The sequence below is a fragment of the Paenibacillus sp. FSL R5-0473 genome, assembly GCF_038004565.1.
GTDB classification, from domain to species: Bacteria; Bacillota; Bacilli; order Paenibacillales; family Paenibacillaceae; genus Paenibacillus; species Paenibacillus amylolyticus.
Window position 1 is genome coordinate 1,541,088 of the sequence record NZ_JBBORL010000001.1, and the last position, 13,097, is coordinate 1,554,184.

The 13,097-nt window shown below is 44.8% G+C and carries 8 protein-coding genes; all 8 read left to right on the forward strand.

All coding sequences use genetic code 11. The features are described 5' to 3' along the window. Window positions 1-16 precede the first annotated feature (16 nt). The 8 genes from MKY28_RS06770 to MKY28_RS06805 all read left to right on the forward strand — a co-directional run bounded on the left by MKY28_RS06770 (window position 17) and on the right by MKY28_RS06805 (window position 13,092). Window positions 17-3,847: a hypothetical protein gene (locus tag MKY28_RS06770; protein WP_340935382.1), complete on the forward strand. Its 3,831-nt coding sequence runs from the start codon at window positions 17-19 to the stop codon at window positions 3,845-3,847. A 23-nt stretch (window positions 3,848-3,870) separates the two neighbouring features. Further along, complete coding sequence (locus MKY28_RS06775; protein WP_340935383.1) at window positions 3,871-4,521, forward strand: S-layer homology domain-containing protein; 651 nt, start codon at window positions 3,871-3,873, stop codon at window positions 4,519-4,521. Between the two features lie 100 nt (window positions 4,522-4,621). After that, window positions 4,622-5,974 (forward strand): hypothetical protein, encoded by a 1,353-nt coding sequence (locus MKY28_RS06780; RefSeq protein ID WP_340935384.1) that lies wholly within the window; start codon window positions 4,622-4,624, stop codon window positions 5,972-5,974. Between the two features lie 15 nt (window positions 5,975-5,989). Beyond that, the gene (locus MKY28_RS06785; RefSeq protein ID WP_340935386.1) at window positions 5,990-9,130 is read left to right on the forward strand and encodes a M23 family metallopeptidase; all 3,141 of its coding nucleotides are present in this window, start codon (window positions 5,990-5,992) and stop codon (window positions 9,128-9,130) included. Then, window positions 9,130-9,546: a hypothetical protein gene (locus MKY28_RS06790; RefSeq protein WP_036672293.1), complete on the forward strand. Its 417-nt coding sequence runs from the start codon at window positions 9,130-9,132 to the stop codon at window positions 9,544-9,546. Before MKY28_RS06785 ends, MKY28_RS06790 begins: the two co-directional genes overlap by 1 nt. A gap of 18 nt (window positions 9,547-9,564) precedes the next feature. Then, window positions 9,565-9,975 carry a hypothetical protein gene (locus MKY28_RS06795; RefSeq protein ID WP_340935387.1) on the forward strand — a complete coding sequence of 137 codons (411 nt, stop codon included), beginning with the start codon at window positions 9,565-9,567 and terminating at the stop codon, window positions 9,973-9,975. Window positions 9,976-9,986: 11 nt separating this feature from the next. Next, entirely contained in the window at window positions 9,987-11,942 is a 1,956-nt protein-coding gene (locus MKY28_RS06800) for a hypothetical protein (protein WP_340935388.1), read from the forward strand. A 13-nt stretch (window positions 11,943-11,955) separates the two neighbouring features. Continuing rightward, a complete protein-coding gene (locus tag MKY28_RS06805; RefSeq protein ID WP_076328285.1) occupies window positions 11,956-13,092 on the forward strand; it encodes a hypothetical protein in 1,137 nt (378 codons plus the stop codon). Window positions 13,093-13,097: the final 5 nt, after the last annotated feature.

Genomic DNA, 13,097 nt, shown 5'->3' on the forward strand with positions numbered 1-13,097 from the left:
AAAGGCGGTGATTCTTTTGACTGAAACAGAAGGACAAGGAGATAAACATTCCTTAACACAAGAAATATTAACGGATAAGGATCAATTAACTGGACAAAACGCAGTACTGAAAGAGAGTTCCCCTTCAGGTGTTAGCACACTGATTAGACGAGTGGAGACAATCAGAAGTGATATGCAGTCGGAAATGATTGAAACACTGACTACCGATTTGGAGCACTTTTATCGTGGAGCGTTCAGTGAAATGAATGGTGTGTCTGCAGCTGGCTCACAGGGGTTGATAGACTCCGTGATGAATACGATGAAATATATTTCAGTAGGTGAAACCAAGGGGTATTCATCAACATTACTTAAGAAATCCCTTGACTCGTCGCAGCAGATGGATCAACAGATAAGCCGGGCCGACCAGAATTTGGAGCTTAGATCGTCTGGGACAACAAATGACAGTGGGCAATTCACACAAACCGGAACGGTCAAAAATCTGCAACGAATTGCACTGCAACATGGTATGGATCAGGAAGATGTAGGTCTTGCGTATCGCATTGGTTCTCGTAATTATGATCATGCATCTGAAGCTGCCGCGTTTGCTGAAGAAGTAGCCAAGCTACATTCAGTGGGCAATATGGATGTAGAACAGACGGCAACAGGTCTGGAAGCTGTTATTTCGGCATGGGGAAGCAATAGCTTTGATCTGTCCCAAGTCACAGACATGATGATCAGAGCTTCAACGATGTTGGATATTGGCATTCAGGACTTGATGGATATGATGCGTCAGACCCTTCCAATGGTCGGTAACCCTGATGGAACGCTTGCACAAGAGGATGCATTAGCCAACTGGATTAGTAAGGCTGGATTGTTGGTTCAGTCAAAAGGAGATCATCCTCAGCAGGGCTTTGCATCGAATCGAGTTAGATTCGATCTTCTTGCTGAACAAGTGAAGGCTACGGATGCAAACGCGTCGGTCCATCAGCGCACTGGTAGTAGAGACAACCTTCAATTCCGACAACGAGAGATCGAAATCGCATTTCAGATTGCAACACATGAGGCGATGCAAGGGTTGAAAGAGGAATTTGCCGAGCTGGGCGATTATCTTATCGCAGTCATGAGGTTAATTGGTGATCGTACGGGTGGCATTGTTGATCATATGGAATTGCTTAACCGAATTATGGATGAAGTCGGAGTTCAGGTTGCGTGGGATAAGTTCGGTGAAGTGATGAATGAAGGCGATCAGAAGCGATACAGTGCTACAAATGCGGATCCAGGGAAAGTCGAAAATACGGGGAGCGATGTTCCCGAGCCACTTCGAGTCACGGATGTGCAACGTGCTGGTGTAGCGCAAGAAATGGGCAGACAGCAGAGTCGTCTGCAGACGCTGGAACATCGCAGAACAGAAATTCAAAGTAGGGCCGCCTCCAAGCAAGATGATGTACTTCAGGCACGGACTAACCGAGATCATCAACATAAAATGTACAATCAGGCTATACAAAATGGGGATACAGCGGCTTCTTCCATTCATGCAGAAAAACGTGACGAAGCTGAGAAGCGAGTCAAAACGTATAGTCGAGAACTTCTTCTGTTGCGAGAAGAAATGCATTCACTCGATATTCAGATTGCAAAGACGAAGCGAAGTCTTGAGTTTCTTGGGCGAGAGCTGGATGACACGAGTAGAGCAATGATGCAACTTGAACACCAAGCTAGAGTTTTGATGATGGCGATGGATGACATGGACCTGGATGCAGTTGAACTACGAAACAAGTTGTATTTCCTTAATGCTGAGTTTACATACGGTTCAACCGATGTTCAGCGCTACGAATCCGAGATCCAGAAGCTGCGTAAACAGTCAACTCTATTGAATGACGCTCTCTCCACATTGAGAACCGAAGTCAATGAGTTAAATGCTTCTTTTAGACAAGGCATGATCGATGCTACAGCATACATATCCAAACTGAAGGAACTTGAACAGGTTCAGCTCGCGAGTATGATGAGTGGTCCAGGAGGATTATTAGTTACTCAAGGTGCAGGAAGCGTTGGATCCCCTGGATCCCCTGTTAAGGATGACAAGGAAGAACCCAAGAACAAAACCTTTGTAGCTCGTCATGAAGACCTGATCAAAGATGTCATGAAAGACGCGATAATGGATGAATTCAATCCGGGGGGCGACTCGAAAAAAGGGAATAAAAACACACCCAAAAGAGGCCTTCTTTCCAGATTTAAGGATATGAAAGATACAGGCAATCGCAAAGCATTTTTTGATAGCAATGCCCCGATCCGTAATAAAGATGGAAATATTCTTCGAGATAGACAAGGCAACTCGATTACTCAGCGTGACATCAATGCGGAGCAAGCTGCCCGTGGGATTAAAACACCCGGAAAATTTTCGAAATTAGTCAAATCCGGCGGGAGATTATTGAGGCCTTTAAAAGCTGTACCAGCACTTGGGTTAGCGATGACCGCTATGGATGTCGTCTCTGGTCTTGTCGATCCATTAAACAACATGGGTAAGTCAGAAGCGGAGAAGCAGAGTATTCGCGCAACCAATAAAGAAGAGTTGGCCAAAGATTTCAAGGATATGGAGCAGTCATCTTTTGTAGGGAAAGTGTGGAAAGGGTTAAACCTGGGGATGGATGCCGCTGTGTCTGGCACAATGAGTTCAATATTCGGAAAAAGTGCTACCAATAACAAGTTCGGGGATTACTGGAAGGGATTTAAGGCGGTTTGGAGTGAAGATGGCGGAGATGCAGTTGAGAAGAAACTGGGCAAGGAATACAACTACAAGCAGGAGAAAAAAGAAGCCCAGATTCAAATGGATAAAGAGTCTGGAAAACCGCCTGGGGACAACAAGCAACAACAACCGCAGATACAATACATTCAACCTCAAATGCAGTATATTCCTGCTGCGGGCGGAATAGGAACTATTGCTAACGGTTATAGGCCTCAGCCGCAAAGCAATGGTATTGATGAAATGATCGCCAAGATTAATCGGCAGCTTAACAAATCGACAAGTGATAACGAAACCAATTACCAAGTCACTCGATCCCGTCTGTTGATTAGTGGTGTTCGCGAAGATTCTGGTCAGATGCGTGCGCTAATGGAGAAATATTTGCAAGAGAATATCAAGTTCTTCGATAAGGCCATTGCAAATTTACAGAAGACGTACGACAAGATGGCTGAAGGTAAGGATAAAGATGAGCTGGGCCTGGAGATCAATGAGAAGAAACAGCAGAAGGCACAATCAGAGCTTGAACTGAATGGTGTTAAAAACAGCCAGATTGATGAGCTTAGACGCAAGATGAATGATCAGTTTGAGTTGACGCAGTTGGATTATGATAAACGAATGTATGATCTCCTGGCGGCTAATGGAGGTAAGGAAGATGCACCAGAATTAATTGCATTGAACAAATCGCGTGCATCTGAAATGAACTCACAAATAAGTTCGATCAAGCAAGATTGGAAGAATCTGTTGAATAGTGGTGTGTTTAAACCGGGCTCGGATGAATATATGCAGATTTTTAAACAAATCCAATCATTGGGTGTAGAACAGTCCAAAAATTTGTATGAAATTAGAAAAAAAATGGATAAACCGATATCTTCATTCAACATTCCAGCAGGTCTTAAGGTCATGGATTACTTTGATTACATGACGACGAACAATACACATAAAAGTGTGATGGTTGGCTCGGGGGATGTTACGGTTCATGTGAACATCGATAATATGACAGGCAGCACAAAAGATGTGGAGAGATTGACATCTACGTTGGACAAGACACTACGGCAGAACAGTCCTGGTATTGCAAACCGAATGGCCAGCAATGTTGGTGCGGGAATGGGAAGTAATCATATCCCCAGATAAAATAGGTTAGGAGGGCATCTGATATGACTCAGCAAAATCCGTTTGGCTTAGTTAATGACCGGTATAAAAGAAAGCTGTTGGTAGATACAGGCATGAAGTTCGAGCCAGTAAACGGAAGAATTATTGATCCGTACTCTTCACCTTCGCCCAATCCGCAAGTGAGGGAAATTAAAATGATTAATGCTCCCTCGCATTTTCATCAGATGGGCGTATCTTCGTACAAGGCCATCATTAACATCCTGTTTAAAGATAAACAATCCTATCACGACTACGTCATGTACGTAGGCTGGACACACAAATTTTATGATGAGAAGGGCAATATCTATGTTGGTGTTGTAGAGTCCATCAAAGTTGACCCTATTTTCTACCATCAGGATACGATGGATAAGGATCAGAAGGGGTACAAGGTCGAATTGACCATGACCCTTATCAAAAAAGATGGATATGACCGTAAGAGTGCGATACAGTTTCAGGATTTACAGACGACAGAAGGGAAGGACCACTGGGCAAGAGATTCCATTGAACGCTTGGCTGATTTGGGACTGACGGTTGTAACACAATTGGATGGCACACCCATTCTATATTTCAGACCGGAAAACTTCATAACCAGAGCAGAGTTTGTTACTTTCCTGATGCGTACTAAGCGTTTGCTGGAACGAACAATTCGAGAGTAGGGTGACCTACTCTCTTTTCTGTCTATTCTAAAGATAGGAGGTGTTTATCATACGAAAATGGGTTGATGTAAACGAAGGGGACTGGTTCTATAACGATGTTATGGAAGCCACGAATATGGTTTTGGAAGATGGTGAAGTCTTTGTGGCCGGAATCAACTATAACAAGTTTGAGGAAGGCAAGCCTTTTGTATATGAAGAAATCAAAGGGAAAGCGGGGCAAACCTCATTTAGTCTGCCTGTGCTGATTAAACCAACAGATGACAATCCACTGTATGTGTTTATTGATGGTGTTCAAACGATCTACCAAACGGCTGAAACCAATAGTAAGGGATTAACTGATGTGGAGTTGTATACGGGTGTAAAAGCAGGACAGGTGGTGTCCTTCTGTAGTTATGGTGAACCGTTGCTGGACAGTGCTTGGAAAAGGCCGCCCGTCTCCTGGACTGGAGATCTGCCCAGAGCTGAACTTAGTGCAGCGACGACCTATTTCTACGATCCATTCAGTCGTAATCATCAGGAATATTTGTATGCAGCAGGCCAACCGCTTCGCAGACTCAGTATTCCTTCCGAGGTATGGGGTGATACCAAGGGGGATGCCGCGGCGGTAACCAAAATTGCAACAAAGGCTATTGGTTACCGAACGGATGTATATTGTGTCAGCCCGGGGGGATCGGTGTTTCTTCCTTTTAATCTGAACGGTGTCACTTGCAAGTTCAATTATTGGACGAAGAATAACAAATTCAAGAGTGAAGATATCAAAGCGACAACCCTCAAACCAGCATACAACAATTGTTTCTTTCCTAATGCCATTATACAGCGGGGAGAAGCCTTTCATCTGATAAATAAGTTACGCAAGGTGTTCTATGCCAGATTTACGGACATGGAAGCACCAACGACGGAGATTAATCAGCCTATTACGGCATTTCAAGGTCAACGGGTTTTTAGACTTAACGGCAATTATCCAGCAGGTAAAAAGAAACTTAAAGTTACAGTGAAATTCAAAGACGAAAAAAAAGATAAAGTCCAAGAAACACCGGCTTATTCGGAAATTGACAACCATACGGTTGTCTTCAATCAACCTTTCTCAGAAGGCGACGAAGTGACGTTCTATTATCTCAAAGATGTGAGCGAGAGGTTCGCAGACGTCGGCAAAGATTCGGCCATTTATTATCGGGACAAAAATGAGCGGGTAGAGCAGTCCAAAGACGCTTTCTGGAAAATAGCCGTCTCGGAAATGGAAGACGAAACATTTGCGAACAATGATCCACTAATTAATGGCATTCCTATCAAGAAAAAGGTGGATGGTGCAGCGGAAGTCACGGATATGGGAAGACCTGTAGGTGGTACGGACGAGGAAGAGATATGGTTCCTTGGAAATTCCGCTATGACACGGGCTGAAGCCGCAGCTTTCCTGGACCGATTCATGAAATGGACCATCGAGCGATTCAAGTAAGGGGGAGATTACAATATGATTCCAATTTCGGATGAGGTTATGAATGTGCTGTCCCAACGTCTGAAGCTGGGGGAAGGAGCGCTTCCCAATATCCGTGTCGAAGTAGATCGGTTGGCCTTTATCCCGGGACGGACGGAAGAGTTCAGGCATATCGTTAACGAGCAGATACCCATCATCAGTACAGAATCCGTTTGGGTGGATGAGTCGAGTAATGGTATATATAGCGGTTCGACTCAAGCGGATGCTCAGGAGATTTGTTTCCCGATCAAAGGTAAAACGTTTATTACTACTCCTGTGACAGATAAATTTGGTAGTCCTCGTGATAGCGCGTCAAAAATTCACCGAGGCATCGATTTGTCAGAAAAGATCGGGACGCCAATTTTGGCTGCGTGGGCCGGAAAAGTAGTCCGAACATCCTTGAATAAAACAGAAGGTGCTGGTAATGCCGTAAATATTAGACATGCTAATGGTGTAATCACCAAGTATTTTCACCTGAAAGAAATTCTCTGTTCGGTGGATGATGAAGTAGCTCAAGGGGCTGTCATTGGAACGCTAGGCAATACAGGTGGCGTATATACCGGTGGGCATAAGGTGTCCCCGGCTGAACGTGCGGCGGGCAAGGGAAAACATCTACATTTTGAAATTTGGGAAGGAGTCAATCCAACAACGAGAACCGGAGAGGGAGGCAAGCCAGTTAATCCTGAATTGTATTTCAAGGGCCAGCGCAAGTTACACGGAAATGCGAAAACAACATTTACTGATGTAAAGCCGGTTCAGGTCGAGGGATATCCCGGAGAGATCAAACTGAATGAGAAATTCGACAAGCGAAACTGGCATGAGAAAAACGTTTATACAACCGGATTGAAATTTTCGGATTATGCCAAGATTGAATCGGGCTGGACTATGTTTGATTCAGGAGGCAAGTTGCTGTATACGTTTGAAGGCAAAGCCGCCGTAGCTGAATTTGAGATTAACGTGACAAAACTGAGTATGCCCACGCAAGGGCTGCTTAGTATTGGAATGGGGACTAATTTTAGCGATGCGGAAGGGGATTCTTTCGCCGTGGTGATCGATGGTAAAACGTATGCCTATGTGAATAAGTTTAACGGGGCATATGATCTGACCAAACTGACGGAATTGAATAATATTGTGATCCCTGCAAAAGCCAAGAGTATCAAGATTAAGGTGACGTATGGGGGGAAACAAAACCCCGCTGTCCCAACCGGGTCTGTTCCTGCTTCGAGTAAGAAGTATAAAAAGTTCGCCATTGATTATATTCGCATACAAGAGTTGTCGCCTGCTCCGTTGAAGAATCAAAAGAGTGAAGAAGGGCTCGATCCATCTAAAGGATATTATCAAACGAACAGCTACGGAGATTTTATTAATAATAGAAGGACAGAGACGGATGTTATTCAGGTCGGGTCTTTTGTCTATATGGACACGCAGGTTCTTCCCAATATCATTAGTGCCGAAATCGATGATCAGTTTGATTCTGAAGCCCGGGAAGCACGGCTGACCATCTCCAATCCAAGAGGATTCTTCTCTCCGGATTATAATCCTGCTTATTTTCCTGAGCTTGGTGGTGTACCGTCTCCATGGTCTTATTTTGCAAACGGATTCCATATCGGGGTTCTGAGTGAAAATACACCGATACGCATATATATGGGATATGGTCAGCACATGATGCGGGTATTTACGGGACTGATTGACAAGGTGGACATCAATGGCGAAGGCTCCACGCTGGAGATTACGGCCCGAGATATGTACAAGCGCATTATCGAGAAAGTCATTTCCGAGAAAAAAGCCTATCCAGAGGTAGAAGAGATTGACAATGTGCCAGATCCGGTGCCGCCTGCAGCAGTTGGCACGGACCGGACATCATCCATTATTCAGGCTGCCCAGGCCCAAGCTGCGGCGTATGGTGTACCTGATCATAAGTTTTTGCTTGCAATATGCAGGCACGAGACTGTTTTGGGAACACAAGGGAAGGGCACAGAAGAAAATGGAAGCTTTATTCTTGGATATGGCTGTCCTAGTAAAAGTGCTTGCAATCCCCTTTACAAGGGAATTCAGGAGCAAATGAAGCGCGGAGCAGAACGGATGTCCAAGGCGCTGGCTTCCAGAGGAAAAAAAGTGAGTTCCAAGGCGGATGTACTTTATTTCCATAATGGTGGAGACATCGCTCCCATGACTTGGAGTCAGGATCGGGAGAATTGGGTGGACAAGGTATGGACCTATTATCAGGAGATGCTTGCAGACCCTGCAAGCTGGACCATTACAGCAACCTCCACTCCCGCAGTTACACCAACACCAGCTCAGCCTGTGGAGCTTGAAAAGCCGGCCTGGGTCAAATCTACGGTTGTACTAGATCTGGTTAAACATGCGGGTATGGTGGGTTGGCGGGCAACCAGTGAGGATCGCTCTTATCCTGACTACGTGATTGACGAGACCTATCTGATTGAAGTGAATCAGAAGACGGGCAGGGTCATTGTCCCCGTACCGGGTCAGGAAGGTGAGTTTGAAGTCAAGGATGCAAGCACAGTGCTGACACCGAACGGATGGCTTAATCCATTTATTGAGGAGTATGGCAAGACGTTTGAGCAATGGTCTGCCAAAGTTACGGAAGCTGTTCAGGAGGTGATCTCGGAGATTCCGTATCGAAGCTACTGTGACCGTTATGGTACGTACCGACTGGAGCGCTTGAATTATGACAAACCGGTCGTGGCAGAGTTTTCTGAGAATGACAATCTGATCTCCATTACCAAATCCACGGATTGGTCCAGAGGAAGAAGCCACATTGTTGTTATTGACTCGAATGATAGTCAGAGCAGTTTCGTGGACAAGGAGATTTTGCTCGAACTCAAAGGAGAAATCCGAACCATGGTGCTGGCCGTTCCTTGGGCGAAGACGGTTGAAGCCAAAAGACAGGTGGCAGAACGAGCTTTTTTTGATATGAAACGGATGTGCCGTACGCTTCAGGTATCCATTCCTGCGAATCCTGCGCTTGATCTGCTCGACAACGTTATTGTGACGGATAAAACGACCACCACACGAGCTGTATATACGATTAAAAGTATTAAAACCAGTTATTCGGTTGACCGTGGCATGTTACAGGTCATTGATATGATGTGGGCAAGAAAGGGAGTGATGGTGTAATGGCCGGCATTGTGAATGAAAATATTGTATTTCCCGTGCTGGATCTAATCCACCGGGAGCTTCGCAAATATAGCAGTATCTCCAATTCGAATGTTTCTCCCCTTGAAGGTGAACCTTCCGTTACATTATATCGGGAGCACATACAGGACCCGGACAGGGTGACTGGAGCAGACCTCTTGTATGAATCGGCATGGAAGGTTTCGATCTGGATGAAGTTTGGCTCAGAGGATGAGGAAGACTTTCCTTCCGGAGTGGGCTATTCCCACCCGGATTATGATTATTACAAGTATTTCAGGTTAACGCAGGTGACGGCCCGTACATATGATCCGAGTGGAGAGTCCATGTTCACTTACAATATTGGTCTAAATTATGATGACGAAGGACGCTTAACTGGAACGAGCGTAAGTCGTATATAACATGTAGGAGGTGGTTCCATGGCATTTAATGTATCTTACATCGCGGGTGGCGTCATCGACAAAGTGCGCGAGCTGCCGTACCCACACTTCAGTAAAAAGACGATCCCGTTCATTCGGGGACAGATGTTGGACATTCCGGCGTCCAAGACCACCAAGTCTGATACATTCACCTTGGCGTATGACACAGAGTTCCTGAGCATTGCGTTTGCTGCGAGCCACTACTGTGTCGGCGATTACTGGGAGCTGATGATCGGGACGGAGAAGGTATGTCATACCATCTATACGAAGGAACTTCCCGAATCAGTTTCCATGGGTAACAGTTTCGGAATTGTCTACCCGATTCCGGCGGGAACGCCCATCACGTTTGACTTCTACAACGCGGTGGCTGAAGCCAAGTCGGTCTGGTACAACATCAAATTTTTGAGATAAGGAGGGTGACGATGGCACTGCAAAAACCGCAGACGAACTTTGCCGCTTATATTGACGGAGAGTCGGAAGCACAAAAATTGATCAACACGCTGGCCGATGAAATCGTAGGTGCTGATATTCCCAGAGTAGAGGGCGGGATTGACGCCAATCGCTGGGAGAAGGTATACGAATCTAGCGGAGCTGAGTGGGTGACCTACAGTAAAAGTTATCACAAAGGTATTGTTGGCATGTACACCCATTCGGATGGAAATCAGTATGAAGTATACAAAATTCCGGATTGGACTGAAGCCAAAAATTACACAGGAGAATCTGCCTTAGATGCGGATGGGTGTTTATGGGAAGTAAGACAAACCTATTTTGACGAATCAGCTGAAGGTATGACTCAACCTGGCACAGCAAACATCGGAAAAACTTACGGCAATTATAAGACAGGACGTAAAATTCAGGTTGTACAATTCAATTACAAAGATGCTCAGACAAATGAAACAATATATGTTGATGTTCCTGGTTGTTTGGTAACTGTTGTTGTAGATAATTCAGTTCCTGATGGGTACAGAGCATATCTGGTACGACAGGTGATTGGAAACCTGGATGGCACAACAAAACCAACAAAGGAATGGAATCAGTTTGAGATTGTCACAGAGATGCCTACAGATTGGGCATATGCAATCAAGCTAGTGTCTAAAGGCAAGTACCAATACAACTTAACCAGAAGAGTTAACGACTATCAATATAATCCTTACTGGGCTTGGGGTAATATTGTGGATTATTCCTATGAACCTGTAAAGCAACTTTACAAGTTCGATGAACTGTTCTATACAGCTGATGTATTGAACAATGTAACTGCTCAGACCGTAGTGAAAGCAACTCCTACAGTTCCCACAGGGATTCAGGTTCGAGATTATTATGTCATGTTTGAACAGCCAGCCCATGACTGGAATTACATTAACATCTACTATGGAGAAGGTTTCGAGGGGAAAGTTGCTCAAGGAAGCCAGCGCGAAACGTATGATGGGATCTGTGATCCTGCAACCATAACGATTGGGAAGGCACCTACAGTCATTGACCAATTGAAGGCACATTATATGTATTTGACATGGAATGATTCATCAGCCATTAAACCTTTCATCCCACCGTCCACGAAGTGGAAGCTCGATTATGACGGCAAGACAGAGATCGTAAGCCCTGCAGCTCGGTTTTTCCACGGACGACATTCTACAACGTCATGGTTGCCTAACAAAAAACGCAGACCGGATTACCTGGTAGCTTACACTTTATCGGTAAACAATGATCGAGTAGTTCTTGTTCTGGAAGGTGATCCTTCACCGAATATTCACAGCTATTACCGCAGTTTTGGATACATAGGCAAGATCGTTCCGTTCAATGATTACGACCATGGAGGCAACTTTGGTGTCACTGTAGGTATGGGTGATCTGCGAACAGATATGACAGGTTATACGAAAAATGATATTCTCACGGATCTTAATCCGGATACCTATGCCAGATACGGTGAGTACACTTCAAATGGTATGGACTCCATGTCCATGTTGAAGACACGCAGTAATGTCTTGTTCCAGCGGTATTACCCGGCATTTATTTCGCATCTTCCGAACTATCCTTCTGTGGGTAAACTTCCCCCGGGCCTCTCGAAATTGATTGTAGATACGGATGGGTTCCAGAAGTCCCTATGGACAGGAAAGTATCACGCGAGCCCAATCTACCTTGTGCATCAGGCAGAAGGATACCGAGGTTATATGGACGGTGTAGTTGCGATATACGACCATAATTTGGTCAATCGCGATGAATTGATCGTAGACACAGAAATTCTGAAAGATCCTTCCAAACCTGCATTGGGTACATGGACAGAGGTTTACAAGTTTTTCAGTATCAAGAGTCCGTTGAATCTATTCAAGCATTCCCCATCACCAGATGTAATTACGATTGCATTTTTGAAAGAGATAAAATAAGGAGGATTACATAATGGCAAATTTTAAATATGTAGAAACAATCACTACTTCACAGGACGTGTTGACAAAACTGAAGGAGGAAGTTACAGGGTTTAAGAGTTTCCCATTTGAATCCACTGCAGGCGAGTCTCAGGAACAAAATCTGTGGGAAGTATTTTACGAAGAAAAGGACAGTAGTGACCGTATTCAGGAACTTATTCTTCGCGGGATCATGACGATTGGAACACAAGCAACTCCGATTACTAAACATTTCTATGTAAGTTTCATTAATCATGCTCTGGTACCACGCGTCGTTGCACCAGTTCCAGCCTATGAGGAGCATAGTACGTTGACTGTTCAGCTGCTTGAAGGATTCGAAGGCAGTGAACCAACCACACTACCGGTTACCACTCGTCCAACATTCAAGCTGACAGGACATCCGGTACTCTACCAATGGGCACTGGAAAACTATACACCAACGGATCGGAATAAAGAAAAACCTGTATATATGTATGTAAATGTCATGAACAATCGCTTGGCGATGGTTCTCGTTGCGGACCCAGCAGTAAACTTCCTTGATTACAAAAAATCCTTCCTGTACGCAGGTGCATTGAAACCGTTCAAATACAACCTGAATGACGTAGACGGAAACGTAATGCTGACAGCTGGAGCGGTAATCGAAGAACCAGATATCTCTCAAATTGCAACAACAGGAACGTATTACTACGGTCAATATACATCTGCAGGTAACAACACACTTCAGATGTTGAAAACCAAATCAGGTATTGAATTCCAGCAGCACTATCCTTCCTTTATCACACAAGCTCCACCGAAAGGTAAAGCTTATCAAGATCCGGAATTGGGGGATACGGGGTTGGAACTGGAGCCTCAAGGCTTCCAGGCGTCCAAATGGACATCCAAATATCACTTGTCTCCGATCTACGTGGTTCACCCTTACGAGGGCTACCGCGGTCAATTCGATAACTGCATCGCGGTTACGAAGCATAATATCCTTCACCTGGATGAGTTAATTATTGATGTGGAAGGCAAGTCCTGGGACCAAGAAGTGTATCGTTACTTCGATACCGATACAGCGCAGAATTTCATGAATCTGTCTGCCAACCAACGTATGGGTGTGGCTATTCTGAAGGAAGTCCGTTATACGGCGTAAGTTAA

What these genes read in the sequence shown, in the direction of transcription:
- MKY28_RS06805 (WP_076328285.1), top strand. Translation starts at nt 11,956, where the DNA reads ATGGCAAATTTTAAATATGTAGAAACAATCACTACTTCACAGGACGTG.
- MKY28_RS06795 (WP_340935387.1), top strand. Translation starts at nt 9,565, where the DNA reads ATGGCATTTAATGTATCTTACATCGCGGGTGGCGTCATCGACAAAGTG.
- MKY28_RS06790 (WP_036672293.1), top strand. Translation starts at nt 9,130, where the DNA reads ATGGCCGGCATTGTGAATGAAAATATTGTATTTCCCGTGCTGGATCTA.
- MKY28_RS06785 (WP_340935386.1), top strand. Translation starts at nt 5,990, where the DNA reads ATGATTCCAATTTCGGATGAGGTTATGAATGTGCTGTCCCAACGTCTG.
- MKY28_RS06775 (WP_340935383.1), top strand. Translation starts at nt 3,871, where the DNA reads ATGACTCAGCAAAATCCGTTTGGCTTAGTTAATGACCGGTATAAAAGA.
- MKY28_RS06800 (WP_340935388.1), top strand. Translation starts at nt 9,987, where the DNA reads ATGGCACTGCAAAAACCGCAGACGAACTTTGCCGCTTATATTGACGGA.
- MKY28_RS06780 (WP_340935384.1), top strand. Translation starts at nt 4,622, where the DNA reads ATGGAAGCCACGAATATGGTTTTGGAAGATGGTGAAGTCTTTGTGGCC.